This is a genomic window from Streptomyces mutabilis (assembly GCF_046628145.1).
Taxonomy (GTDB): domain Bacteria; phylum Actinomycetota; class Actinomycetes; order Streptomycetales; family Streptomycetaceae; genus Streptomyces; species Streptomyces mutabilis.
Map to the genome: position 1 here is coordinate 2,311,208 of NZ_CP176874.1, position 23,545 is coordinate 2,334,752.

General features: G+C 71.4%; 22 protein-coding genes. 9 read left to right on the forward strand and 13 right to left on the reverse strand.

Going from position 1 to position 23,545, the window contains the following annotated elements; genetic code table 11:
- Positions 1-41: 41 nt before the first annotated feature.
- Positions 42-1,415: an alpha-amylase gene (locus ACLIN4_RS10260; RefSeq protein WP_307652922.1), complete on the reverse strand. Its 1,374-nt coding sequence runs from the start codon at positions 1,413-1,415 to the stop codon at positions 42-44.
- Positions 1,416-1,631: 216 nt separating this feature from the next.
- Here ACLIN4_RS10260 and ACLIN4_RS10265 point away from each other — a divergent pair, with 216 nt between their 5' ends.
- On the forward strand, positions 1,632-2,648 hold the full coding sequence (locus ACLIN4_RS10265; protein WP_398011085.1) for a hypothetical protein: 1,017 nt from the start codon (positions 1,632-1,634) through the stop codon (positions 2,646-2,648).
- A 43-nt stretch (positions 2,649-2,691) separates the two neighbouring features.
- Here the strand turns inward: ACLIN4_RS10265 and ACLIN4_RS10270 are convergent, their stop codons facing one another.
- The 4 genes from ACLIN4_RS10270 to ACLIN4_RS10285 all read right to left on the reverse strand — a co-directional run bounded on the left by ACLIN4_RS10270 (position 2,692) and on the right by ACLIN4_RS10285 (position 7,811).
- Positions 2,692-4,374, reverse strand: a complete 1,683-nt coding sequence (locus ACLIN4_RS10270) for a glycoside hydrolase family 13 protein (protein WP_107479186.1) — start codon at positions 4,372-4,374, stop codon at positions 2,692-2,694.
- 114 nt (positions 4,375-4,488) lie between these two features.
- On the reverse strand, positions 4,489-5,403 hold the full coding sequence (locus ACLIN4_RS10275; protein WP_107479187.1) for a sugar ABC transporter permease: 915 nt from the start codon (positions 5,401-5,403) through the stop codon (positions 4,489-4,491).
- Between the two features lie 13 nt (positions 5,404-5,416).
- Positions 5,417-6,421 (reverse strand): carbohydrate ABC transporter permease, encoded by a 1,005-nt coding sequence (locus ACLIN4_RS10280; RefSeq protein ID WP_411575700.1) that lies wholly within the window; start codon positions 6,419-6,421, stop codon positions 5,417-5,419.
- A 118-nt stretch (positions 6,422-6,539) separates the two neighbouring features.
- Entirely contained in the window at positions 6,540-7,811 is a 1,272-nt protein-coding gene (locus ACLIN4_RS10285) for an extracellular solute-binding protein (protein ID WP_107479189.1), read from the reverse strand.
- A gap of 412 nt (positions 7,812-8,223) precedes the next feature.
- Between ACLIN4_RS10285 and ACLIN4_RS10290 the strand changes: the two genes are divergently transcribed.
- Positions 8,224-9,258 (forward strand): LacI family DNA-binding transcriptional regulator, encoded by a 1,035-nt coding sequence (locus ACLIN4_RS10290; RefSeq protein WP_411575701.1) that lies wholly within the window; start codon positions 8,224-8,226, stop codon positions 9,256-9,258.
- A gap of 95 nt (positions 9,259-9,353) precedes the next feature.
- The gene (locus ACLIN4_RS10295; protein ID WP_107479190.1) at positions 9,354-10,214 is read left to right on the forward strand and encodes a phosphatase PAP2 family protein; all 861 of its coding nucleotides are present in this window, start codon (positions 9,354-9,356) and stop codon (positions 10,212-10,214) included.
- 135 nt (positions 10,215-10,349) lie between these two features.
- Here ACLIN4_RS10295 and ACLIN4_RS10300 read toward each other — a convergent pair whose 3' ends face one another.
- Positions 10,350-13,343, reverse strand: coding sequence for a bifunctional [glutamine synthetase] adenylyltransferase/[glutamine synthetase]-adenylyl-L-tyrosine phosphorylase (locus ACLIN4_RS10300; RefSeq protein ID WP_290014408.1), 2,994 nt, complete (start codon positions 13,341-13,343; stop codon positions 10,350-10,352).
- 127 nt (positions 13,344-13,470) lie between these two features.
- Here ACLIN4_RS10300 and ACLIN4_RS10305 point away from each other — a divergent pair, with 127 nt between their 5' ends.
- The 3 genes from ACLIN4_RS10305 to ACLIN4_RS10315 all read left to right on the forward strand — a co-directional run bounded on the left by ACLIN4_RS10305 (position 13,471) and on the right by ACLIN4_RS10315 (position 14,522).
- On the forward strand, positions 13,471-13,734 hold the full coding sequence (locus ACLIN4_RS10305; RefSeq protein ID WP_043373664.1) for a type II toxin-antitoxin system Phd/YefM family antitoxin: 264 nt from the start codon (positions 13,471-13,473) through the stop codon (positions 13,732-13,734).
- Positions 13,731-13,985 (forward strand): Txe/YoeB family addiction module toxin, encoded by a 255-nt coding sequence (locus tag ACLIN4_RS10310; protein WP_043373662.1) that lies wholly within the window; start codon positions 13,731-13,733, stop codon positions 13,983-13,985. Before ACLIN4_RS10305 ends, ACLIN4_RS10310 begins: the two co-directional genes overlap by 4 nt.
- Positions 13,986-14,075: 90 nt before the next feature.
- Positions 14,076-14,522 (forward strand): VOC family protein, encoded by a 447-nt coding sequence (locus ACLIN4_RS10315; protein ID WP_100048037.1) that lies wholly within the window; start codon positions 14,076-14,078, stop codon positions 14,520-14,522.
- A 15-nt stretch (positions 14,523-14,537) separates the two neighbouring features.
- Here the strand turns inward: ACLIN4_RS10315 and ACLIN4_RS10320 are convergent, their stop codons facing one another.
- From ACLIN4_RS10320 to ACLIN4_RS10330, 3 genes are all read right to left on the reverse strand, one after another.
- The gene (locus ACLIN4_RS10320; RefSeq protein ID WP_411575702.1) at positions 14,538-16,301 is read right to left on the reverse strand and encodes an NAD+ synthase; all 1,764 of its coding nucleotides are present in this window, start codon (positions 16,299-16,301) and stop codon (positions 14,538-14,540) included.
- A gap of 125 nt (positions 16,302-16,426) precedes the next feature.
- Complete coding sequence (locus tag ACLIN4_RS10325; RefSeq protein ID WP_100048035.1) at positions 16,427-17,053, reverse strand: DUF305 domain-containing protein; 627 nt, start codon at positions 17,051-17,053, stop codon at positions 16,427-16,429.
- The gene (locus ACLIN4_RS10330) at positions 17,050-17,718 is read right to left on the reverse strand and encodes a DUF3105 domain-containing protein (RefSeq protein WP_100048034.1); all 669 of its coding nucleotides are present in this window, start codon (positions 17,716-17,718) and stop codon (positions 17,050-17,052) included. The genes ACLIN4_RS10325 and ACLIN4_RS10330 overlap by 4 nt, the downstream gene beginning before the upstream one ends.
- 276 nt (positions 17,719-17,994) lie before the next feature.
- Here ACLIN4_RS10330 and glnA point away from each other — a divergent pair, with 276 nt between their 5' ends.
- A complete protein-coding gene (gene glnA / locus ACLIN4_RS10335; protein WP_100048042.1) occupies positions 17,995-19,356 on the forward strand; it encodes a type I glutamate--ammonia ligase in 1,362 nt (453 codons plus the stop codon).
- A gap of 480 nt (positions 19,357-19,836) precedes the next feature.
- Positions 19,837-20,070: a hypothetical protein gene (locus ACLIN4_RS10340; RefSeq protein WP_100048033.1), complete on the forward strand. Its 234-nt coding sequence runs from the start codon at positions 19,837-19,839 to the stop codon at positions 20,068-20,070.
- A 197-nt stretch (positions 20,071-20,267) separates the two neighbouring features.
- On the opposite strand, the gene ACLIN4_RS10345 is transcribed toward ACLIN4_RS10340, so the two are convergent.
- The 4 genes from ACLIN4_RS10345 to ACLIN4_RS10360 form a co-directional block, all read right to left on the reverse strand.
- A complete protein-coding gene (locus ACLIN4_RS10345; protein WP_107479870.1) occupies positions 20,268-21,005 on the reverse strand; it encodes a DUF3618 domain-containing protein in 738 nt (245 codons plus the stop codon).
- Positions 20,981-21,346: a phage holin family protein gene (locus tag ACLIN4_RS10350; RefSeq protein ID WP_257101854.1), complete on the reverse strand. Its 366-nt coding sequence runs from the start codon at positions 21,344-21,346 to the stop codon at positions 20,981-20,983. Before ACLIN4_RS10350 ends, ACLIN4_RS10345 begins: the two co-directional genes overlap by 25 nt.
- A 67-nt stretch (positions 21,347-21,413) precedes the next feature.
- Positions 21,414-22,094, reverse strand: coding sequence for a hypothetical protein (locus tag ACLIN4_RS10355; RefSeq protein ID WP_289903625.1), 681 nt, complete (start codon positions 22,092-22,094; stop codon positions 21,414-21,416).
- 395 nt (positions 22,095-22,489) lie between these two features.
- The gene (locus ACLIN4_RS10360) at positions 22,490-23,365 is read right to left on the reverse strand and encodes an alpha/beta fold hydrolase (RefSeq protein ID WP_107480551.1); all 876 of its coding nucleotides are present in this window, start codon (positions 23,363-23,365) and stop codon (positions 22,490-22,492) included.
- Between ACLIN4_RS10360 and ACLIN4_RS10365 the strand changes: the two genes are divergently transcribed.
- Positions 23,364-23,507 carry a hypothetical protein gene (locus ACLIN4_RS10365; protein ID WP_179342831.1) on the forward strand — a complete coding sequence of 48 codons (144 nt, stop codon included), beginning with the start codon at positions 23,364-23,366 and terminating at the stop codon, positions 23,505-23,507. The two genes, ACLIN4_RS10360 and ACLIN4_RS10365, sit on opposite strands and share 2 nt — an antisense overlap.
- The last annotated feature ends 38 nt before the right edge of the window (positions 23,508-23,545 follow it).

The window sequence follows — 23,545 nt, forward strand, 5'->3', positions numbered from 1 at the left end:
AACTTTCACGAACTCTCACGACCCTCGCCCGGTAAGCCCGTTCAGCAGGCGGACTTGCCCGCGTACAGCGCGAGCGCGGTGTTGGCGCCGAGCGTCGCGGTGAACTGGCCGGAGCCGTTCACGCTCACCGGCTTGCCGCTCTGGACGTCGCAGTACGTCCCCGCCGGCAGCGAGGTCTGGTAGGTGCGGGTCAGCGCGCCCGACTCGTGGTTGATGGCGACGTAGCCCTTGCTGCCGCGCCCGAAGGCGATGGCGTCGTTGCCGTTGTCCCACCAGTTCGTGACGGCCTGCCCGCGGGTGGCGTTGCGGAAGGCGACCATCGACTTGATCTCCGGCCAGGCGTGCTGGCACTTCCAGCCGTCCTGCCAGCAGGCGTCCACCCGGCCGCCGTTGGGCGGTCCGGCGTCGTGGTTCGACCACTCGTAGCCGGAGTTGACGTCAGGGGCGCCGTAGGGCCAGGCCAGCATGAAGACGTTGGCCAGGGTGTAGTCGGCGTTGTCCTTGTAGCTGAGCGTGGAGCCGTTGCGCTCGGTGTCGTGGTTGTCGACGAAGACACCGGAGACGCCGCTGCTCAGGTAACCCCACCCCTCGCCGTAGTTCTTCAGGTAGGCGAGGTTCTCGTTGTTGAAGACGCGCTTGAGGTCGTAGGCGTAGCGGAACTCCTGGACGTCGCCGTTGCCGGTGTACTCGCCCGGCTGGACGGCCTCACCGGCGCCGTGGATGACCTCCTGCTTCCAGTACACGCCCGGATCGCTCAGCCGGGACTTGATGTTCGCGAGGTCGGCCGCCGGGATGTGCTTGGCGGCGTCGATGCGGAAGCCGTCGACGCCGAGGGAGAGCAGGTCGTCGAGGTACCCGGCGATCTTCCCGCGGACGTAGTCCTCGCCCGTGTCGAGGTCGGCGAGGCCGACCAGTTCGCAGTGCTGGACGTTGTACCGGTCCCGGTAGTTGTCGATCTCCGAGCGGCAGTCGTCGAAGTCGGGCGAGGAGTAGAGGCCCGGGTAGTCGTACTTGCCGTACGAGGAGCCGCCGGTGCCGGTGCCGCTGCCCGCCGACATGTGGTTGACCACGGCGTCGGCGACGACCTTCACACCGGCCGCGTGGCAAGTGTCCACCATGTTCTTGAAGGCGGCGCGGTCGCCGAGCCGCCCGGCGATCTTGTAGCTGACCGGTTGGTACGAGGTCCACCACTGCCCGCCCTGTATGTGCTCGGCGGGCGGGGAGACCTGGACGTATCCGTAGCCCGCGGGACCGAGGGTGTTCGTGCACTCCCTGGCCACGGAGGCGAAGTTCCACTCGAAGAGGACGGCGGTGACGTCCTTGCCGCCGGGCGGGGAGGCCTGCGCGGACGTCGGGGTCATGACAAGGGTGGCCGCCGCCAGAGCGACGGCCCCCGTGAGGGCTCTGCGTGCCATGTGGGGTTTCCTTCATCGTCGAAGGCGTTGTGGGGAGCCGAAGGTGCCTGAAGGCCGCTTGAAGACTCTTGCTGAAACCTTCAGAAACCTTGCGGTGACGCAGATGTTAAGGGTTCACCGACCGAAAGGGCAGCGGTCGGTGCGAAGTCGAGGCCAGAAGTTTCATCGGGACGCCGCCCCCGGGGCGTTGTCAGTGCCCGGTCGCATACTGCACCCATGCAGATCACCGAGGACGCGCTCAAGCAGGCATGGCACCGGCTGGCAGCAGGATCCGACCTGCTCGACGACGCCGTGTTCCCGCCCACCGGCACGTACGAGCAGTACGAGGCCCACGTGGAGGGCGGGGGCGGCGCCGGTCTCTACCTCGTCCTCGAGGAGGACGGCACGGTGTGCGGCTCCAGCGGCCCCTACGACGAGGTCTTCGTCGCCCGGGGCCTCGACGAGGCGCTGTACTGCCTCGCCGAGGAGGCCGTCCGCGGGCTCGACGGGACCGTGGCCGGCCAGGCCGCGCTGATGGACCGGATAGACGCCGACTGGGGCCGCAGGTTCCGCGGCGGCGGCCCGGACGGTACGGAACCGGCGCCCCCCTGCGGCCGCGACCCGCTGGAGGGGTTCGCCTGGATCGCCGGCTCGTGGCGCGAGCAGGCCCCCTACACCAACATCGAGTTCTTCCGCGGCGAGAACGTCAGCGCCGAGCGGATCGCCCTGCTGTACGGAGCCGACCCCGAGCACGTCGCCGCGGGGACCCGCCTGGCCGACCTGACCGACATGACCGGCGCCACCCGTGGCTACTGGGACACGGGCTGGGACAGCTGCTGTTTCGGGCAGGCGGGCGACTGGGCGTTCCTGATGTACCACGAGACGGCTCCCGTCCCCCCGGCCGCCAGGGAAGCGTTCGCCCCGCCCGCCGTGACGGAGAGCGTGCGGCTGAGCGCCTGCTCGGCGAAGGCCATCTACACCTTCGACTACATGCGCGACGGCCGCCGCGTCGACGACGACGGAATCATCGAGCTGATCTACTACGACCGGGGCCGCACCCCGTACGTCCGGGGCGGGCGACTCGACTTCCTCAACCGGGCCGTACGCCGCGCCGAGCTGGACCACCCCGAAGTGACCGACGAGTTCGCACTGTACTTCCACGCCCTGGAGACCTCGCTGGGTCTCGGCCTGCCCCGCAAGGCCATCGAGGAGGGGACGGTCCGGGCCGCCCGGTGGGCCCGTCGCGACGGATGACGCGGTGAGGGGCCCGCGACGGCGGGCCCCTCCCGGCGGGCGGTCAGGCCCGCGACCACCACACCGTCGTGTCGGCCGGCACCTTCGCCTCGCCGTCCGCCTCGGTCACCTCACCGCTGGCCAGCAGCACCCGCCCGTACGCGGGCACCGCCACCGACTCGCCGGTGGTGTTGGCGACGCACACGAACTCCCCCCGCCGGAAGGCGAGGACGCCCTCGGGCGCGCGCAGCCACTCCACCGCGTCGCCCGCGCCCAGGTCGGGCTGCTCGCGGCGGACCGCCAGCGCGGCGCGGTACAGCTCCAGGGTGGAGCCGGGCTCGCCGGTCTGCGCCTCGACGCTCAGCTCGCCCCAGCCCGCCGGCTGCGGCAGCCAGCTGCCGCCGTCGCCGAAGCCGTACGAGGAGCCCTCGCGGGTCCACGGGATCGGCACCCGGCAGCCGTCGCGGAAGCCGTCCTGGCCGGCGCCCCGGAAGTACGCGGGGTCCTGGCGCACCTCGTCCGGGAGGTCGACGACGTCCGGGAGGCCCAGTTCCTCGCCCTGGTAGACGTAGGCCGAGCCGGGCAGGGCCAGCATCAGCAGGGTGGCGGCGCGGGCGCGGCGCAGGCCCAGTTCGCGGTCGCCGGCCAGGCGGATCTGGGTGCCGAGGCCGGGCGGGTTGGCGAAGCGGGTGGCGTGGCGCGTGACGTCGTGGTTGGACAGGACCCAGGTGGCGGGGGCGCCGACCGGGCGCATGGCGTCCAGGGTGCGGTCGATGACCGTGCGCAGCTCCTCGGCATCCCAGTGGGTGCCCAGGTACTGGAAGTTGAACGCCTGGTGCAGTTCGTCGGGGCGGACGTAGTTGGCGGTGCGCTCGACGGTGGGGGTCCAGGCCTCGGCGACGAAGATGCGCTCACCGCTGTACTCGTCGAGGATGCGCCGCCACTGGCGGTAGATGTCGTGGACGCCGTCCTGGTCGAAGAACGGCATGACATCGTTGCCCAGCAGCTTCAGCTGTTCGTGGTTTCCCAGGTCGGGCAGGCCCTCGGCCTTCACCATGCCGTGCGCGACGTCGATGCGGAAGCCGTCCACGCCCATGTCCAGCCAGAAGCGCAGGATGGAGCGGAACTCGTCGCCGACGGCCGGGTGCTCCCAGTTGAAGTCGGGCTGCTCGGGGGCGAAGAGATGCAGGTACCACTCGCCGGGGGTGCCGTCGGGCTCCGTCACCCGGGTCCAGGCCGGGCCGCCGAAGATGGACTCCCAGTCGTTGGGCGGGAGTTCGCCGTTCTCGCCCTTGCCGGGACGGAAGTGGTAGCGCTCGCGGGCCGGGGAGCCGGGGCCCTCGGCGAGGGCGCGCTTGAACCACTCGTACTGGTCGGAGGAGTGGTTGGGGACCAGGTCGACGATGATGCGCAGGCCCAGCGCGTGCGCGTCGCGGATCAGCGCGTCGGCGTCCAGCAGGTTGCCGAACATGGGGTCGACGGCCCGGTAGTCGGCGACGTCGTAGCCGGCGTCGGCCTGCGGGGAGGCGTAGAAGGGGCTGAGCCACACGGCGTCCACGCCCAGGTCGCGCAGGTACGGCAGACGGGTGCGGACACCTTCCAGGTCGCCCATGCCGTCGCCGTTGCTGTCGGCGAAGCTGCGCGGATACACCTGGTAGATGACCGCCTCCCGCCACCAGTCGCGGCGCCGCGCGACGGTGGCGGTGGCGGAGGTGGGGGCCGGTGCGGCGGAAGGCTGCTGGCTCATGTCGTCCTTGGGATGAGACGGGGTTGTGGTCGTGGAGGCATGGGTGGGGGGTGGCCGGCCGCGGTGCTGCGGGGTCGGATGGGCACCGCGGCCGGACGTTTTCCCGGCCGGGCGTCAGCCCTTGGTGCCGCCGGCGGTGAGGCCGGTCACCAGGTTCTTCTGCACGAGGTAGAAGAACGCGGAGACGGGTATCGCGACGAGCACGGCGGTGGCCGCCATCAGGTGACGCTGCGCGTCGTGCTCGCTGATGAAGCTCTGCAGACCGACCGCGAAGGTGTACTTCGTGTCGCTCAGCATGAACGTCGAGGCGAAGGCGACCTCGCCGAAGGCCGTGATGAAGCTGTAGAAGCCGGCCACCGCGAGGCCCGGCCGGGCCAGCGGCAGGATCAGCCGGAAGAAGGTGCCGAAGGGGGTCAGTCCGTCGACGCGTCCGGCCTCGTCGATCTCGAACGGGATGGTGTCGAAGTAGCCCTTGAGCAGCCAGGCGCAGTACGGCACCGCGGTCGAGCAGTAGACGAGGATCAGGCCGAGGTAGCTGTCGACGAGCTGGAGATCGGACAGGATCTGGTACATCGGCACGATCAGCACCGCGATGGGGAACATCTGGGTGACCAGGAGGACCCACATCAGCTTGCGGTAGCCCGGGAAGCGCATCCGCGAGACCGCGTAGCCGGTGGTGGCGGCGACCATGACGCCGATGACCGTGGTGCCCAGCGAGACGACCAGCGAGCTCTTCAGCCAGTCGAAGAAGTTCGTCTCCTGGAGCACGAAGACGTAGTTGTCGAAGGTCATCTTCGACCAGATGCGCTCGGGGTGCAGGTAGTCGTTCTTGTCCGGGCCCAGCGACAGGTACACCAGCCAGGCGACCGGGAAGAGCGCGATGAGGCTCGCGACGGTCAGGATGCCGTGGGAGGCCAGGGAGGCGGCGCGGCTGCGCTCACCGCGGGAGCGCACCTTGCGCGGCGGGGCGGCGGGCGCGGTGCCGGCCTGCTCGGCCGGAGCGGACGCCGGGACGGTCGTAGTGCTCATGGTGGCTCCTGCCTCAGATCGCGAGCTGCTGCTCATTGCGGTTCAGCCAGCGGCGGTAGAAGGAGGTGAAGACGATCAGGATGGCCAGCAGCAGGATGCCGTAGGCCGCGGACTGCGCGAAGTCGCGCGGCTGCTGTCCGAAGCCGAGCTGGTACGCCCAGGTGACCAGGATCTGCGCCTCGGGGGCGGTGTTGCCGAACAGCAGGAAGATCACGGCGAACTGGTTGAAGGTCCAGATGATGCCGAGCAGGACGACCGTGGAGCTGACCGACCTGAGACCGGGCAGGGTGACGTAGCGGAAGCGCTGCCAGGCGCTGGCGCCGTCCATCTCGGCGGCCTCGTAGAGGCTGTTGTCGATGGACTGCAGGCCGCCGAGGAGCGAGACCATCATGAACGGCACGCCGCACCAGGTGTTCACCATGACCGCGGAGAACCGCTGCCAGAGGGTGTCCTCCAGCCACGCGGGCGTGGGCAGGTGCAGCCAGTCCAGGGCGGAGTTGATGATGCCCTGGTCGGCGAGCATGAAGCGCCAGCCGAAGACGGTGACGAAGGTGGGCACGGCCCACGGCAGGACCAGGATCAGCCGGTAGAAGGTGCGCCCGCGCAGCTTCTGGTTGAGCAGCAGGGCGAGGCCGAGTCCGATGAAGAAGTGCAGGCCGACGCAGACCGCCGTCCACACGATGGTCCAGATGAAGTGCGACCAGAAGCGGTCGTACGCCGTCGGGCCCCACAGGATGTCGGCGTAGTTGTCCAGGCCGACGAACTTGTAGGTGGCCTCGATCTCGTTGACGCCGATCGTGCGCGCGGTGTTCAGGCTGTTGGCGTCGGTGAGGGTGAGGTACAGGCCGTACCCCAGCGGGTACAGCACGAGAACGCCGATCACGACGGCCACCGGCGCGATCATGGCGTAGGCGTACCAGTGCTTCTGGTAGCCGTCTTTCAGACGCCGGCCGAGGCCGGGCCGCGGGGTGCGGTCACCGCGGCGCTTGCCGGTCGCGCGGTCGATGGCGACTGTCATGGTTCGACACCTTCGGGAGCATCGGGAAGGTCGGAAAGTCAGAAGGCCGGGGGTGCGGCGCACGGCCGGTGGCCGCCGGGTCCCTCCCCTCCGGTGGGGACCCGGCGGCCACGCGGACTCACTTGCTGAAGTCCGGCACCAGCTTGGCGATCGCGGTCTCGACGTCGCCCAGGCCCTCGTCGAGGGACTTCTTGCCGCCGGCGATCTGCGGCAGCTCGTCGTCGAGCGGGGTCAGCAGGGAGCTGTACTCCGGCAGCGCCGGGCGCGGCTGGGCGGCGGACAGGACCGTCTGGAAGCCGGCGATGCCCGGGTCGGCCTTGACCTCGGCGGTGTAGGCGTCGTCGCGGGTGGGCAGCGTGGAGTTCTTCAGGGCGACGGTCTCCTGGGACTTCGCCGAGGTCATGAACTTCACGAACTTCAGCGACGCCTCCTGGTGGGCCTTGTCCGAGCCGGCGTAGACCGAGAGGTTGTGGCCGCCGGTCGGGGCGCCCGCCTTGCCGGTGGAGCCGGCCGGGACGGTGGCGATGCCGAGGTTGTTCTTGTCCTTGAAGGCGGAGCCCTTGTAGAAGTTGGTGATCTCCCACGGGCCCTGGACGATCGAGGCGACCTTGCCGCTGACGAACGCCTCCTGGATGTGGGCGTAGGCGTCGGCGGTGGTGTCGGCCTTGTGCAGGCCCTTGCCGTCGAACAGGCTCAGCCAGGTGCCGTACGCCTTCTTGGCCTCGGGCGAGTTGACGGTGATCTTCTTGGCGTCGACGTCGACCGTGTCGGTGCCCTCGCCGTAGAGGAACGGCTGCGCGTAGTAGCCGGCGGTGGAGGCCCAGTAGCCGTCGACGCCGGTCTTGTCCTTGACGGTGGCGGCGGCCTTCTTCAGGTCGTCCCACGTCTTGGGGACCTCGACGCCGGCCTTCTCGAACAGTGCCTTGTTGTAGACGAAGGCGAGGGTGTCGGTGACCAGCGGGACGCCGTAGGTCTTGCCCTCGTACTTGGCCTGCTCGATCAGCTTGGGCTGGAACTTGTCCTGCTCGGCGAGGGCCTCGGTGCCGTCCAGCGGCAGGAAGAAGCCCTTCTTGGCGAAGGCGGCGGTCCAGCCGACGTCCGTGCGCAGCACGTCCGGGGCGCCCGAGGCACCGGCGGCGGTGTCGAACTTGTTCTGCGCCTGGTCGAACGGCACGTTGACGAAGTTGACCTTGATGCCCTTGTTGGCGGCCTCGAACTCCTTGACCAGGGCCTTGTAGGTCGGCGCCTCGTTGGTCGCGTTGGAGGTGTCCCAGTAGGTGATGGTGACCGGTCCGCCGGACTCGCTGTCGCTGTCGCCGTCCCCGCCGCACGCCGTCGCCGCGAGGGCGAGGGACGCCACCAGAGCGGTGGCCGCTATGCCACGCCGCATGAGTTCTCCTTGAGGGTGAATGCCCGTGTGGTGCAGGGTGCGGGCCCGTCCGCCGCTCCTGCCGACACCGACCGCGTCGTTGGCGCCGTCGGGCGACGTGAACGTAACAGCGTTGTAAGCGGCGCGAAAGGTCTTGCAGCAAAAAAGTGCAAGAGATCTCCGAAGTTATCCGGGCGTGACCTCCCGGCGACCGTGACGAGACGCTTGTTTAACGGGTCGGAGCGGTTTGATCAGGGGGGACGAGCGGTATCGGGCCCGTTGTGCAAGACTCTGCAAGCTCTTGCCGCCACTTTCTCGAGGGAGCGCGATGACGCAGCAGCCGGCGCCGGGCCGTCCGACGGGCCGTCCAACAGGCCGCCCACGGCGCCCGATCGGTGTGCAAGGGCGCGGCCGACAGGTACAGTCCACCCCTGTGACCACACGGCTTGCCGACATCGCCGCCCAGGCGGGAGTGAGCGAAGCGACGGTCAGCCGCGTCCTCAACGGGAAGCCGGGCGTCGCCGCCACCACCCGCCAGTCCGTACTGGCCGCCCTCGACGTGCTGGGCTACGAGCGCCCCGTCAGGCTGCGGCAGCGCAGCGAGGGCCTGGTGGGTCTGATCACCCCGGAGCTGGAGAACCCGATATTCCCGGCGCTGGCCCAGGTCATCGGCCAGGCGCTGACCCGGCAGGGATACACCCCGGTGCTCGCCACCCAGACGCCGGGCGGCTCCACCGAGGACGAGCTGACCGAGATGCTGGTCGACCGGGGCGTCGCCGGCATCATCTACGTCTCCGGTCTGCACGCCGACACCACCGCCGACACGCAGCGCTACGAGCGGCTGCGCGCGCAGGGCGTGCCCTTCGTCCTGGTCGACGGCTTCTCGTCGAAGGTGCAGGCGCCGTTCATCTCCCCCGACGACCGCGCCGCGATGAGCCTCGCGGTCACGCACCTCGTCTCGCTCGGCCACACGCGCATCGGACTGGCCCTCGGGCCGAAGCGGTTCGTGCCGGTGCAGCGCAAGATCGAGGGTTTCGTCCGCTCGGTCCAGGAGCAACTGGATCTGAGCGCCGAGACCGTGGAGAAGGAGCTCGTCCAGCACTCCCTCTACACCCTGGAGGGCGGCCAGGCGGCGGCCACCGCGCTCATCGCGCGCGACTGCACGGCCGTGGTCTGCGCCAGCGACATGATGGCGCTGGGCGCGATACGGGCGGCCCGGCAGCACGGCCTGGACGTGCCCAAGGACATCTCGGTCGTCGGCTTCGACGACTCGCCGCTGATCGCCTTCACCGACCCGCCGCTGACGACCGTCCGCAAGCCGGTTCCGGCGATGGGGCAGGCGGCGGTGCGCACGCTGCTGGAGGAGATCGGCGGGACGCCCGCGCCGCACAGTGAGTTCGTGTTCATGCCGGAGCTGGTGGTGCGCGGTTCGACGGCGTCGGCGCCGGGTGAGCGAGGCCGGTCCTGATACCCGTGGTGCCGGTCCCGTAGTGGCCGGATGCGGCCCGGATCCTCCCGGGGGATGATCGGTGGGACAGGGCTTTTCTGGCAGACTTCATGCCTATGGGTGACGTGACCGTGAGGACTCCGGAACGCCAGGAAGAGAGCGTTCCGCACCCCGTCACGGAGGAGACGGGGCAGGGACTGCTGCGCCGTCTTCGCGCACCGCGCCGGCCCCGGCTGTGGTTCGAGATCCTGCTGATCGCGCTCAGTTACTGGACGTACTCGCTCATCCGCAACGCGGTGCCCGAGCAGCGGGGCCAGGCCCTGCGCAACGCCGACTGGATCTGGAAGGTCGAGCAGCAACTGGGCATCGCCGTCGAGCAGTCGGTCAATCATGCCGTGAACTCGGTGACTTGGCTGGTCGTCGGCATGAACTACTACTACGCCACGCTGCACTTCGTGGTGACGCTCGGTGTTCTGGTGTGGCTGTACCGCAGCCATCCCGGGCGCTACGCGGCGACCCGGCTGGTCCTCTTCGCGACGACGGGCGTCGCCCTGGTCGGTTACTACCTGTATCCGCTCGCGCCGCCGCGGCTGATGAACGGCGGGCACTTCATCGACACCGTGATGGTCCACGAGACCTGGGGCTCGATGGCGTCCGGCGACCTGAAGAACATGTCCAACCAGTACGCGGCGATGCCGTCGATGCACATCGGGTGGTCGGTGTGGTGCGGGCTGACGATCTTCGCGCTGGCGTCGGTGCCGTGGGTGCGGGTGCTGGGGCTGGTGTATCCGGCGCTGACGCTGGTGGTGATCGTGGCGACGGCCAACCACTTCTGGCTGGACGCGGTGGGGGGCGTGCTGTGCCTGGGGTTCGGGTACGGGGTGGCCTTCGTCTGGTACGGGGCGTTGCCGCATGCGTTGCCCAAGGTGGTACCGGGGGATGAGCGGCGGAGGGTGTGGTTGCCTACGCGGGCCTAGGGGTGCCCGGCGTGGGGGCGGGCCGGGGGTGGGTGTCGTGGCCCGGCGTGGCGGGGTGCCGCTGCGCCCACCCGTGCCGCCCCAGCGGCACGACTGCCCGCAGCTGCGGGGTTGCGGGGTTGCGGGGTTGCGGGGCTACGAGTAGAAGAGTTCCTCCACCACTGTCCGGGCCCTGCGCGCCGTGCGCCGGTACTCGTCCAGCATGTCCCCCGCGTGCCCCGGGCCGTGCCCCAGGTACCGCCCCACCGCCGCCAGCTCCCGGGGATCGGTCGGGAAGGTGTCCCCCGCCCTCCCCCTCACCAGCATCACCGCGTTGCGCACCCGCGTCGCCAGCACCCACGCCTCGTCGAGCGTCTCGGCGTGCTCCTCGGAGACGAGGCCGGCCCGGCACGCGGCCGCCAGTGCCGCCCGGGTCCGCGTGGTCCGCAGCCCGGCCTCCACGTGCCCGTGCCGCAGCTGCATCAACTGCACCGTCCACTCGACGTCGGACAGTCCGCCCGGCCCCAGCTTGGCGTGCAGCTTGGGATCGGCGCCGCGCGGCAGCCGCTCCGACTCCATGCGGGCCTTGAGCCGCCGGATCTCACGCACCGCGTCGTCGTCGAGCCCGTCCGCCGGGTACCGCAGCGGGTCGACCAGCTCGGTGAAGCGCCGCCCCAGGTCCGCGTCGCCGGCCACGAACTCGGCCCGCAGCAGCGCGTGCCGTTCCCACACCAGCGACCAGCGCCGGTAGTACGCCTCGTACGACTTGAGCGTGCGCACCAGCGGCCCGGACTTGCCCTCGGGCCGCAGGTCGGCGTCGATCAGCAGCGGCGGGTCGGCGCTGGGCACCTGGAGCAGGCGGCGCATCTCGGCGACGACCTTGTTCGCCGCGTCCGTCGCCTCGCGCTCGTCGACCCCGTCGCGCGGCTCGTGCACGAAGAGCACGTCCGCGTCCGAGCCGTAGCCCAGCTCGTGACCGCCGAAGCGGCCCATGCCGATGATCGCGAACCGGGTCGGCAGGGTGTCGCCCCAGCCCTCGCGCACGACCGCCCGCAGCGTGCCCGCCAGGGTCGCCGCCGTCAGGTCGGACACGGCCGCGCCGACCCGGTCCACCAGGGCGCCCTGGTCGGCCTCGACGGGCTGCGCCTCGGTGCCGTAGGAGCCGACGATGTCCGCGGCGGCCGTGCGGAACAGCTCCCGGCGGCGTACTCCGCGCACCGCCGTGACCGCCTGGACGGCGCCGTCGGCGCGGCGGACCGCGGCGAGCGTCTCCTGCTCCAGTTGCAGCCGCCCCCGTGGCGCCAGTCCCCCGGCGTTGCCGTCGCCGAGCAGCGCGACGGCCTCGGGGGCCCGCATCAGCAGGTCGGGGGCGAGCCGTCCGGCGGAGAGCACGCGGGCGAGGTTCTCGGCCGCCGCGCCCTCGTCCCGCAGCAGCCTCAGGTACCAGGGCGTCTTGCCGAGCGCGTCGGAGACCTTGCGGAAGTTGAGCAGACCGGCGTCCGGGTCGGCGGAGTCCGCGAACCAGCCGAGCAGCACGGGCAGCAGGGTGCGCTGGATGGCCGCCTTGCGGGTGACGCCGGACGCCAGCGCCTCCAGGTGCCGGAGCGCGGCGGCCGGGTCGGCGTAGCCGAGGGCGACCATGCGTTCGCGGGCCGCCTCCGCGCTGAGCCGGGCCTCCCCCGGCGCCAGCTGGGCGACGGCGTCGAGCAGCGGCCGGTAGAACAACTTCTCGTGCAGCCGCCGTACGACGGAGGCGTGCCGCTTCCAGGCGCGCAGCAGACCGGGCACCGGGTCGGTGCGCAGGCCCAGGGAGCGGCCGAGGCGGCGCAGGTCGGCCTCGTCCTCGGGCACGAGGTGGGTGCGCCGCAGCCGGTGCAGCTGGATGCGGTGCTCCATGGAACGCAGGAAGCGGTACGCCTCGTCGAGCTGGGCGGCGTCCGCCCGGCCGACGTAGCCGCCCGCGGCCAGGGCCTCCAGCGCGTCCAGGGTCGTGCCGCTGTGCAGGGAGGTGTCGGCGCGGCCGTGCACGAGCTGGAGCAGCTGCACGGCGAACTCGACGTCCCGCAGGCCTCCCGGGCCGAGCTTGAGCTGGCGGTCGACCTCGGCGGCGGGGATGTTCTCCACCACCCGGCGGCGCATCTTCTGCACGTCCGGCACGAAGTTCTCGCGGTCGGCGGCCTGCCACACCAGGGGCTGGAGGGCGGCGACGTACTCGGCGCCGAGGCCGGGGTCGCCGGCCACCGGGCGGGCCTTGAGCAGCGCCTGGAACTCCCAGGTCTTGGCCCAGCGCTGGTAGTAGGCGACGTGGCTGCTGAGGGTGCGCACCAGCGGGCCGTTGCGGCCCTCGGGGCGGAGGTTGGCGTCGACGGGCCAGATGGAGCCCTCGACGGTGGTCTCCGAGCAGATCCGCATCATGTGCGAGGCGAGCGCGGTCGCGGCCCGCAGCGCCTTGGGCTCGTCCGCGCCCTCCGCCGCCTCGCCGACGAAGATGACGTCGACGTCGGAGACGTAGTTCAGCTCGTGTCCGCCGCACTTGCCCATCGCGATCACCGCCAGCCGGCACAGCGCGGCGTCCTCGGGCGCGGCGGCCTCGGCGAGGGCGAGGGCGGCCCGCAGGGTGGCGGTGGCGAGGTCGGCCAGTTCTGCGGCGGTCTCGGCGACGTCGATGGTGCCGCACACGTCGCGGGCGGCGATGGACAGCAGGCAGCGCCGGTAGGCGACGCGCAGCGAGACCGGGTCGTCGGCCTCGGCGAGACCGCGTTCGAAGTCCTCCACACCGCGGTGCAGGTCGCGGGGTTCGTAGGTGACGAGGGCCTGCCAGTCGCCGGCGTGCCGGGCGAGGTGGTCGGCGAGCGCCTCGGAGGCGCCGAGCACGCCGAGGAGGCGGTCGCGCAGGGGCTTGGCCGCTATCAGGGTGTCCAGCAGCTCCCGGCGGGCGGTGGGGTCGGGCTGCGCCTCCAGGAGCCGGACCAGGCCGTGCAGGGCGAGGTCGGGGTCGGCGGTGGCGCCGAGGGCCTCCAGCAGGACCGGGTCGTCGCGGACCGGCGCCAGTTCCATGCCGTCCAGCAGCCGCTCGGCGGCCGAGGGGTCGGTGAAGCCGTGCCGCAGCAGTCGCGTGAAGGTACTGCTCCTGCGCCCCGGCGCCGTCATCTCGGCCTCCTGTCGGACCTGTGGGATCAAGGGGGGGGGTGGTACAGCCCTGAGCGTAACCGGGCTTCCGGTGGCCCGCTCCGGACTCGTACGATATCTTGTACAAGCCGCGAAGGGAGGCACCGGTATGTCCATCACCGCCAGCGAAGCCCGTCAGAACCTGTTCCCGCTGATAGAGCAGGTCAACGAGGACCATGCCCCGGTGCACATCACCTCCCGCAAGGGGAACGCCGTGCTGATGTCCGAGGAGGACTTCACGGCGTGGACGGAGACCGTGCACCTGCTGCGGTCGCCGAGGAACGCCCGCCGTCTGCTCGACTCGATCGCGGAGGCCGAGGCCGGCGAGGCACGGCACCGCGAGCTGATCGACCCGGACGCGGAGCGGGCGTGAGGATCGCTTTCACGTCGCACGGCTGGGAGGACTACGTCCACTGGGCCGAGAGCGACCGGAAGGTGACCAGACGGATCAACAAACTGATCACCGACATCGCACGCGACCCCTTCAAGGGCATCGGCAAGCCGGAGCCGCTGAAGGGCGACCTGTCGGGCTACTGGTCACGCCGCATCGACGACACACACCGCCTGGTGTACAAACCGGGCGACGACGTACTGGTCATCGTCCAGGCCCGGTACCACTACTGACACCTGCTGACACGCACCGCCCACTGCTGACACGCACCGCCACCTGCCGACAGACACCGTCATCGACAAGGAAGTCGAAGGAGTCACGTCATGGACTTCACCCTCGAAGTGATCCCGCTGCCCGTGAGCGACATCGACCGTTCACGGGACTTCTACCGGGACAAGGTCGGCTTCCACGTCGACATCGACCAGGAGGTCATGCCGGGGATGCGCATCGTCCAGCTCACGCCCCCGGGCTCGGGCTGCTCGATCGCCCTCGGCGACGCGATCTGGGACATGGCCCAGGGGCAGACCAAGCCGGAGCCGGGCTCGTACCAGGGCCTCCAGCTCTGCGTCACCGACATCAAGGCGGCCCACGCGGAGCTGGTGGGGCGCGGACTGGAGGTCTCCGAGCCGGTGCAGTACGCGCCGGACGACGGCGCCACGTTCATGTACTTCAAGGACCCCGACGGCAACGGCTGGGCGGTCCAGGAGTACCGCCGCCGGGAGACGGAGCCGCTGCACAAGGTGCTGGCGGACCTGAAGCGCCAGCGGTAGCCGGCGGCGCGCCGGTCACCCCCGCTCCCGCCAGCGGTTGGTGACCGGCAGCCTGCGGTCCTTGCCGAAGCCCTTCGGCGAGATCTTGGTGCCCGGCGGGTACTGGCGCCGCTTGTACTCGGCGGTGTCGACCATGCGCAGGGTCTTCGTCACCAGCTCGCGGTCGTAGCCGGCGACGACGATCTCGTCCGCGCCCCGGTCCCGGTCGACGTACAGCTCGAGGATCGCGTCCAGCACCGGGTAGTCCGGCAGCGAGTCCGTGTCGACCTGGCCCGGGCGCAGTTCGGCGCTCGGCGGCTTGGTGATCGAGTTCTCGGGGACGGGCGGGGCCTGGCCGCGGGCCGCGGCGGCGCGGTTGCGCCACTCGGCGAGGCGGAAGACGGACGTCTTGTACACGTCCTTGATGGGGCCGTACGCGCCCACCGAGTCGCCGTACAGCGTCGAGTACCCGACCGCCAGCTCCGACTTGTTGCCGGGGGCGAGGACCAGATGGCCCTCCTGGTTGGAGATCGCCATCAGCAGCGTGCCGCGCAGCCGCGACTGGAGGTTCTCCTCGGCCAGTCCGGTCAGCTCCAGCGCTCCCGTGCAGGCGTCGAACATCGGCTCGATCGACACGGTGCGGTAGTTGAGCCCGGTGCGCCGGGCCAGCTCCGCCGCGTCGTCCTTGGAGTGCTCGGAGGAGTACTTCGACGGCATGGAGACGCCGTACACGTTCTCCGCGCCGACCGCGTCGCAGGCGATGGCGGCGACGAGGGCGGAGTCGATGCCGCCGGAGAGGCCGACGAGCACCGAGCGGAAGCCGTTCTTCGCGACGTAGGCGCGCAGGCCGACGACGAGGGCCGAGTAGACCTCCTCGTCGTCGTCCAGCCGCTCCGCGTGGCCGCCGGACAGCCACGGCTCACCGGCGGCGGTCGCGGGCGCCGGCTCCTCGGACAGCACGACCCGGTCGATGCGCAGCCCGTCGTCCACCACGCCCGTGGGAGCGTCCGCGTCGGCGGCGGGCAGGTCGAGGTCCAGCACCACGCACCCCTCGGTGAACTGCGGCGCCCGGGCCAGCACCTCCCCGTCCCGGTCGACCACGATCGAGTCCCCGTCGAAGACCAGCTCGTCCTGCCCGCCGGTCATCGCGAGGTAGGCGGTGGTGCAGCCGGCCTCCTGGGCGCGCTTGCGGACCAGCTCCAGCCGGGTGTCGTCCTTGTCGCGCTCGTACGGCGAGGCGTTGACGGACAGCAGCAGCCCGGCCCGCGCCGAACGCGCCGCCGGCACCCGGCCGCCGTCCTGCCACAGGTCCTCGCAGATGGCGAGGGCCACGTCGACGCCGCGCACCCGCACCACCGGCATGGTGTCGCCGGGCACGAAGTAGCGGAACTCGTCGAAGACGCCGTAGTTCGGCAGGTGGTGCTTGGCGAAGCTCAGGGCCACCTCGCCGCCGTGCAGCACGGCCGCCGCGTTCTGCGGGGCGCCGGCCGGCTGGCCGTACTTCGGCCGGGCGGTCGCGGAGCGGTCGAGGTGGCCGACGACCACCGGCAGCCCGCCGAAGCCCTCGTCGGCGAGGCGCGCGGCGAGGGAGCGCAGGGCGGCGCGGGATGCCTCCACGAAGGACGACCTGAGGGCCAGGTCCTCGACGGGGTACCCGGTCAGCACCATCTCGGGGAACGCCACCAGGTGCGCTCCCTGCCCGGCGGAGTGCCGGGTCCAGCGGAGGACCGACTCGGCGTTCGCGTCGATGTCGCCGACGGTGGCGTCGATCTGGTTCAGGGCGAGGCGTAGACGGGGCACGCGCCCCAGTGTAATCGTCAGAACGACACTATGGGGTGACGTACCGGTTTCCGCCTCATGTCCGCGGCCTCACACCCGCGACCCCGTACGCGTGATCCCACGCCCTCGGCCCCGTACCCGTGCCCTCACGCCCGTGGCTTCGCGCCCCGCTCGGCCAGCAGGTCCGCCATCAGCCGGATCTCCGACTCCTGCGACTCCACCATCCCCTGGGCCAGCCGTTTCTCCACTCCGACGGTGCACTTCTCGGCGCACCCCTCGGCCATGTGGACGCCGCCCTTGTGATGCTCGGTCATGAGCTGGAGGTAGTAGACCTCGGCCTGCCGGCCGCTGAGGGTGCCGAGCTTCTCCATCTCGGCGTCGGTGGCCATCCCCGGCATGAGCGAGCCCTCGCCCGCGGAGGGCATGTCGCCCATCCCCATCCAGGTCATCGGCGGGTCGGACGAGACCTTCGGCAGCCCCCACAGGTCGAGCCAGCCGATCATCATGCCCCGCTGGTTGGCCTGGGTCTGCGCGATGTCGTACGCGAGCCGCCGCACCTCCTCGTCGTCGGTGCGGTCGCGCACGATGTACGACATCTCCACGGCCTGCTGGTGGTGCACGGCCATGTCCCGCGCGAACCCGGCGTCCGCGGAGTCGGCCGACGGGACCCGGCCCGCGCCGTCGTCCCCGGCGACCGCGTAGGTGATGCCGCCGGCCGCGACGAGGGCCGCCGCGGCGGCCCCCGCGATCCAGCCGGCCCGCCTCGGGGTCACTGCGACAGCCCGTTGGTGCACGCGGCCCCCGGCTCGGGGGTCTGCTCGCCCTGGACGAACTTCTCGAAGAACTTGTCGACGTTCGGGTCGTCGGCGCCCGTCACGGTGCGCTGGTGACCCCAGGCGGTCAGCATGATCGGGTCCTGCTGCTCGTCGTTGGGGCTCATCAGCGAGTACGGCGTCTTCTTCACCTTCTCCGCCAGCTTCCCCACGTCGGCCTTCGGGGCCTTGTCGGTGTACGTCACCCACACGGCGCCGTGCTCCAGCGAGTGCACGGCGTTCTCGTTGTTCAGCGGCTTGGTGTAGACGTCGCCGTCGCAGTTCATCCAGACCTGGTTGTGGTCGCCGCCGACGGGGGGCTCCGCGGGGTAGGACACCTTCTTGGTGACGTGGTTGCGGCCCAGGTTCCCCTCCCAGGTGCGCACCCCGTCCTCACCGGTGACGAACTTGCCGGAGGTCTTGCCGTCGGAGGCGGTGTCGGAGGACGAGTCGTCGGACTGCGAGCGGACGAGGAAGACCCCGCCGACCACGAGACCTGCGACGACCACGGCACTGACCGAGATCGTGAGGACCCGGTTCCGGCGCTCGCGGGCCTCCTCGGCGCGTCGCATCTCGGCTATGCGGGCCTGTCGCGCCTGGTTGCTGCTCTTCTTGGCGGAACCCATGGGGTGTGCCCTTCTGGGAACAGGGTGACGGTGGAGTCCGCTGATCGTAAGGGCGGAGGAGGGCTGAATCGTAGGGAGATCACAGGATCCGTCGCCGTGGGAGCCCAGGAATGGCCCGATCGAACACGTGGCCTCTACGCTGCGGGGAGGGCCGGTGGGCCGATCGAGGTCCGCAACGCGTACGAAACCGTGCTGTGGTGTGATGCTCGGGTGCGGGGCCGCCTCCCGCCGTACCGGAGACAGGCGGCCTGACCAGCGAGGATGGGGAAGCGGAAGATGGACAAGCAGCAGGAGTTCGTGATCCGGACGCTGGAGGAGCGCGACATCCGGTTCGTACGCCTGTGGTTCACGGACGTACTGGGCTTCCTCAAGTCCGTCGCCGTGGCCCCGGCCGAGCTGGAGCAGGCCTTCGACGAGGGCATCGGCTTCGACGGCTCCGCGATCGAGGGCTTCGCCCGGGTCTACGAGTCCGACATGATCGCCAAGCCGGACCCCTCCACCTTCCAGGTCCTGCCCTGGCGCGCGGAGGCCCCCGGCACGGCCCGCATGTTCTGCGACATCCTGATGCCGGACGGCTCCCCGTCCTTCGCCGACCCGCGCTACGTCCTCAAGCGCGCCCTGGCCCGGACCTCCGACCTGGGCTTCACCTTCTACACCCACCCGGAGATCGAGTTCTTCCTGCTGAAGGACAAGCCGGTCGACGGCTCGGTGCCGACCCCCGCCGACAACTCGGGCTACTTCGACCACACCCCGCAGAACATCGGCATGGACTTCCGCCGCCAGGCGATCACCATGCTGGAGTCGATGGGCATCTCGGTGGAGTTCTCCCACCACGAGGGCGCGCCCGGCCAGCAGGAGATCGACCTGCGCTACGCGGACGCGCTCTCCACGGCCGACAACATCATGACGTTCCGCCTGGTCATGAAGCAGGTCGCGCTGGAGCAGGGCCTCCAGGCCACCTTCATGCCGAAGCCGTTCTCGGAGTTCCCCGGCTCGGGTATGCACTCGCACCTGTCGTTGTTCGAGGGCGACCGCAACGCGTTCTACGAATCGGGCGCCGAGTACCAGCTCTCCAAGGTCGGCCGCTCCTTCATCGCGGGCCTGCTGCGGCACGCGGCGGAGATCTCGGCGGTCACCAACCAGTGGGTGAACTCCTACAAGCGCATCTGGGGCGGCACCGAGCGCACGGCCGGCGCCGGCGGCGAGGCCCCCTCCTACATCTGCTGGGGCCACAACAACCGCTCGGCCCTGGTCCGCGTCCCCATGTACAAGCCCGGCAAGACCGGCTCGGCCCGCGTCGAGGTCCGCTCCATCGACTCCGGCGCCAACCCGTACCTGACCTACGCCGTCCTGCTCGCCGCCGGCCTCAAGGGCATCGAGGAGGGCTACGAACTCCCGCCGGGCGCCGAGGACGACGTGTGGGCCCTGTCCGACTCGGAGCGCCGCGCGCTGGGCATCGAGCCCCTCCCCCAGAACCTGGGCGAGGCGCTGGCCCTGATGGAGCGCAGCGACCTGGTCGCCGAGACCCTCGGCGAGCACGTCTTCGACTTCTTCCTGCGCAACAAGCGGCAGGAGTGGGAGGAGTACCGGTCGCAGGTGACGGCGTTCGAGCTGCGGAAGTCGTTGCCGGTGCTGTAGGGCGCGGCTCGGCGGGCGGGTCCCGCCGCGGTGACGGAGGGGGCCGGCGGTCGACGGACAGCCGGCCCCCTGACGTGTCGCTGATGTGCCACTCCGGATGTGTCACTCCTCCCGAGCCGGGATCCGGCCCGGAGCCGCCGCCAAAAATCCCTCGAACCTGCACACCGTTCATCGCACGGTCGCACGGGCGGGCAACGACGGAGCCGGACCGGGCCGACGGTGTGCGTCGCGACCCGGGGGACCCCCATAACCGGCAGGTAGCGTGAAGACGCGGGCCCTTTCCCTGACCGCATTCGCACACTGATGAATGCGGCGGCGCCGGGAGCGAGCCGTCAACGGCGCGCGGATGGTCGGCCGTTCACCACCGTGCTTTGATCAGTGCGCGGCACGCCGGTGACCGGCTCCGGATCCCCCACCCGGAGAGCGGGTGTGCGTGCCTCACCGCTCCCATTGTCTTTGGCACGAAAGGAAAGACCTGCCATGAACTTCGTCCCCCAGGTCGAGACGGCTGAGATCTCCGACGCGGACCTGGACCAGGTGTCCGGCGGCAACATCGGCGTCGACGCCGGTGCGGCCGTCATAACGGCCGGTGGCAGCTTCGGCGCCGGCCTCTACGCGGAGGTCGGCCCGCTCTCCGTCAGCACCGGCCTGGGCGCCGAGGCCGCCCTCGGCGGTGCCGCGGCGCAGGGCCAGGCGCGCACGACCATGGTCTGAGTCGCACGGCCGACGTGCGCTGACTGCGGGAGGACGGGGTTCCGAACCGGCCGGGTTCGGGGCCCCGTCCTCCTGTTCGGCCGCTGACCACCGCGCCGGCCCCGCGAGCCGCCCGGGTGGTGCCGGACGCGAGAACCCCCGCCCTCGGCCCGGCAGCGCCCTCAGGGCGGGGGTTCTTCCTCGGTGGGGAGGGGTCCTCAACCGGGCCCGGCACGGTGCCGGGCCTCGTCCGCGAGCTGCCGGCCGGAGTCCCGGGCCTGCTCGGTGACCCTGCCGCCCTGCCCGCGTGCCTCCTCCTGGGTGGTGCGGGCGGCCTGCGTCGCGGTGTCCTTCATGTCCGCGGCCGCCTCCTGGGTCACTTCCTTCGCGCCTTCCTTCAGGTTCTGCGCGGACTCGGCGGCGGCCTGCTTCACCGGTTCCAGGGCCTCGCTCTGCATCAGCTCGGAGGCCTTCTGCCGCTCGGTGCGGGAAGTGGGCAGCAGCGACGAGGCCAGCACCCCGACCCCGAAAGCGACCAGGCCGGCCGCCAGGGGGTTGCCCTGGGTCTGGCTGCGGGCCATGTCGGGCGTCTGCTGCACGGCGTGTCCCGCCTGCTCGGCCACGTCGCGCGCGGTCCCGGCGGCCTGTCCCGCCGCGTCCCGGGCGGTACCGGCTGCCTGTCCCGCAGCGTCCCGGGCCGACTCGACCGCCCGCCCGGTTCCCTCCTGGAGCGAACCGGCCGCCGACTGCGTGGTGTCCCGTACGCCGTGTGCCGCGTACGAGGCCGTGCCCATGACCCGCTCGCGCATGCCGGACACCGCGCCGCGCATCCGGGCGCTGCGGCGCCGGGCCACGCGCCGGGGACTGGTCCGGTCGGCGAGCCGGTCCACGTCCGTGGCCAGCCGGCCGCGGGTGGCCTCGATCTCGGCCCTCATCTGGTCGGGTGACGTACCCATTCCGCGTTCTCCTTCATGGTTTCGACGGTTCGCTCCGGTTTCGGCGACACGGCCCTCATCCGCTCCCGGCCCTTCAGGTAGAGCACGGCGGCGGCGATGCCCCAGAGCACGGCGACGACGAGGGCCGCCCAGCCGCCGTCGATGACGTTGGCCAGGCCGAGCATCGCGGCCAGTGACACGAAGAGCAGGACCATGTAGCCCGCGAAACCGGCGCCGCCGAACATCCCGGCGGCCTTTCCGGCCCGGCTCGCCTCCTCGCGCACTTCCGCCTTGGCGAGTTCGACCTCCTGCCGGAAGAGGGTCTGCAGATCCGCGGTGACCGCGGACAGCAGGTGGCTCATGGACCGGTCCTGCTCCCGGGGCTCCTGGTGCGCTCCCGTGCCTCGGAGGGGAGAGATGGTCGCCATCTCACACCTCCGGACGTCCACGGCCCGGGAGCAGGTGCCCGACGGTGGGCGGCACGGACGGCGGCGCGTGGGTCTCCTCCGCGGAGATCGCCGGGGGGCCGGTCGGCACGGACCGCGGTTCCGCCGGACCGCGGTCGGCCGTCGCACCGCGGTCGGCCGTCGTGGCGGGGCCGCCCGGCCCGGCCCCGTCGGCCTGGGAGGCGGCTCCCGCCGCCTTCGGCAGCCGGCCGACGGCCAGCCCGGCCAGCAGTGCCGCGCCCAGGAAGGCGCCGGGCCGCCGCTGGGCGAATTGCCGCAGGTCACCGACGATTCCCTCGACGCCCCGCTCGTCCAGGTAGTCGGCGGCCTGGCTGCCCCGGTCCGCCGCGTGTGCCACCAGGCTCCGGGCCGGGGAATCGTCCCGTGCGTGCGCGGCCAGACCCGAGAGGTCGCTCGCCCACTGACGCAGTTGGCCGGCGGCGCGCTTGGTCTGCCCCTCGGCCTCGCCCATCGCGCGGCTCCGCAGGTCCTCCAGGACCGTGCCCGCCTGCTGGCGTGCTTCGCCCATCACGGAGCGGGCCTGCTCCGCGGCCGTTCCCGCCACCTGGCTCGCGGCCTGTTTGGCCTGGTCGGCCGTGGCGGACGTCTCTGTCCTCACCTTCTGTCCGGTGGCCCCGGTTCCGGTCTGTACGGACTCACTCATCGGCAGTGCTCCTCGTCGGATGTCCTGCGTGCGGTCCTCGTGTCCCGGATGGCCCGGCGGGCGCCGGGACCGGGCGTGTCACGTGACCGTCCGTCCCCTTTCGGGTGGCCACTTGATGGCTTATGACACGTTTTGCCCGGCTTTTGTTCGAGGAGAGATCGGCGACTTCATGGGGTGACGATCCCAGTACGGTTGGTAGTCGGCCGAGTTGCGGCCGCCCCACCGTACGGGCGGCGTTCGCAGGCGAACAGGGCTGCGCACGCGCTCGACTCCCCGGCCCCGAGCCTCCGGATCAGCTCGGCGAGCAAGGAGACCGCGCACAGCTCACAGGCCGAGCTCGACGAAAGGCCCCGCTCCGTCCGCGAGTTGGGACCGAGGCCCGGAACGCGGCTCCGTCACGCCGACGGGTGACGGTCCAGCAACGAGGTCAGGACGGCCTCCGCGTGGGTCCACAGCAGGGCGCCGCCGATGCCGGGGACGACGCGGCGGCGGGCGCCGGGGACGCGGGTGGCGAGGAGGGCGCCCCGGTCGGGTGAGTGACCGGTGTCGTGTTCGCCGTACCAGATGTCCACCGGGACGGTGATCCGGTCGAGGGCGAACGGCCACCGGCCCATCGCGAGGACCGTGTCACGGGCGTACCCGGCCGCCGCGCCCCGGGCGAATCCCTCGGCCAGGGCGCGGCGGTAGGCGGCCGAGAAGGCGGGGTCCCGGTACACGGCGAGGTCGCAGTCCGGGCTGCCGTCCATGACCAGGCTCCACATCGCGTCCGCGTCGAAGCGGGCGAAGAACTCCTCGGCACCGGACGGGTCCTGGACGGCCCGTGCCGTCAGGGCGCGCAGCTCCGCCGGCAGGGCGGTGGCGAACTCGGGCGCCGCCACCTCGTCGGCGGCCGAGACCAGGGAGAGCGCGGCGGCGACACCGGCCTCCGCGCAGGCCAGGGCGAACGGGGCGCCCTGCGAGTTGCCGACCACGGCGGGCACGCCCAGGCCCCGCAGGCCGCACAGTGCCCGCATGTCGGCCGCGAAGTCGGCGAAGGTCCGGCCGGGGGCGGGCGTGGACACGCCCAGTCCGGGGCGGTCCACGGAGACCAGGCGGACGCCGAGCGCCTCCACGACGCCGGCACCGAAGCCGAGCCGGCGGCTCGTGGCCGCGCCGGGGCAGAGCAGGACCGGCGCGCCGTCGGGTGGGCCCCACTCGGCCCAGCCGAGCAGACGTCCGTTTGGCAGGCGGGTCTCACCGAGGCGGGCGGGGGCGGAGACGAGGGCGGTCATGTTCCGCATCCTCGTGCCGGGCGGGCGGGCTTCGCACGTGGATTTCCACGGCCCCCGGATCAGCGTCCCCGCGCATCGGTCGGACCAGGCGGACGAGGAGTTCGCCGACGACTTCTACGAGGTGCTGAAGGACCGCTGCTGACCGGGGCGGAGACGAAACAGAACGGGACGGGACGGGCC

What these genes read in the sequence shown, in the direction of transcription:
- ACLIN4_RS10260 (WP_307652922.1), bottom strand. Translation starts at nt 1,415, where the DNA reads ATGGCACGCAGAGCCCTCACGGGGGCCGTCGCTCTGGCGGCGGCCACC.
- ACLIN4_RS10265 (WP_398011085.1), top strand. Translation starts at nt 1,632, where the DNA reads ATGCAGATCACCGAGGACGCGCTCAAGCAGGCATGGCACCGGCTGGCA.
- ACLIN4_RS10270 (WP_107479186.1), bottom strand. Translation starts at nt 4,374, where the DNA reads ATGAGCCAGCAGCCTTCCGCCGCACCGGCCCCCACCTCCGCCACCGCC.
- ACLIN4_RS10275 (WP_107479187.1), bottom strand. Translation starts at nt 5,403, where the DNA reads ATGAGCACTACGACCGTCCCGGCGTCCGCTCCGGCCGAGCAGGCCGGC.
- ACLIN4_RS10280 (WP_411575700.1), bottom strand. Translation starts at nt 6,421, where the DNA reads ATGACAGTCGCCATCGACCGCGCGACCGGCAAGCGCCGCGGTGACCGC.
- ACLIN4_RS10285 (WP_107479189.1), bottom strand. Translation starts at nt 7,811, where the DNA reads ATGCGGCGTGGCATAGCGGCCACCGCTCTGGTGGCGTCCCTCGCCCTC.
- ACLIN4_RS10295 (WP_107479190.1), top strand. Translation starts at nt 9,354, where the DNA reads ATGGGTGACGTGACCGTGAGGACTCCGGAACGCCAGGAAGAGAGCGTT.
- ACLIN4_RS10300 (WP_290014408.1), bottom strand. Translation starts at nt 13,343, where the DNA reads ATGACGGCGCCGGGGCGCAGGAGCAGTACCTTCACGCGACTGCTGCGG.
- ACLIN4_RS10305 (WP_043373664.1), top strand. Translation starts at nt 13,471, where the DNA reads ATGTCCATCACCGCCAGCGAAGCCCGTCAGAACCTGTTCCCGCTGATA.
- ACLIN4_RS10315 (WP_100048037.1), top strand. Translation starts at nt 14,076, where the DNA reads ATGGACTTCACCCTCGAAGTGATCCCGCTGCCCGTGAGCGACATCGAC.
- ACLIN4_RS10330 (WP_100048034.1), bottom strand. Translation starts at nt 17,718, where the DNA reads ATGGGTTCCGCCAAGAAGAGCAGCAACCAGGCGCGACAGGCCCGCATA.
- glnA (WP_100048042.1), top strand. Translation starts at nt 17,995, where the DNA reads ATGGACAAGCAGCAGGAGTTCGTGATCCGGACGCTGGAGGAGCGCGAC.
- ACLIN4_RS10340 (WP_100048033.1), top strand. Translation starts at nt 19,837, where the DNA reads ATGAACTTCGTCCCCCAGGTCGAGACGGCTGAGATCTCCGACGCGGAC.
- ACLIN4_RS10345 (WP_107479870.1), bottom strand. Translation starts at nt 21,005, where the DNA reads ATGGGTACGTCACCCGACCAGATGAGGGCCGAGATCGAGGCCACCCGC.
- ACLIN4_RS10350 (WP_257101854.1), bottom strand. Translation starts at nt 21,346, where the DNA reads ATGAGCCACCTGCTGTCCGCGGTCACCGCGGATCTGCAGACCCTCTTC.
- ACLIN4_RS10355 (WP_289903625.1), bottom strand. Translation starts at nt 22,094, where the DNA reads ATGAGTGAGTCCGTACAGACCGGAACCGGGGCCACCGGACAGAAGGTG.
- ACLIN4_RS10365 (WP_179342831.1), top strand. Translation starts at nt 23,364, where the DNA reads ATGTTCCGCATCCTCGTGCCGGGCGGGCGGGCTTCGCACGTGGATTTC.
- ACLIN4_RS10360 (WP_107480551.1), bottom strand. Translation starts at nt 23,365, where the DNA reads ATGACCGCCCTCGTCTCCGCCCCCGCCCGCCTCGGTGAGACCCGCCTG.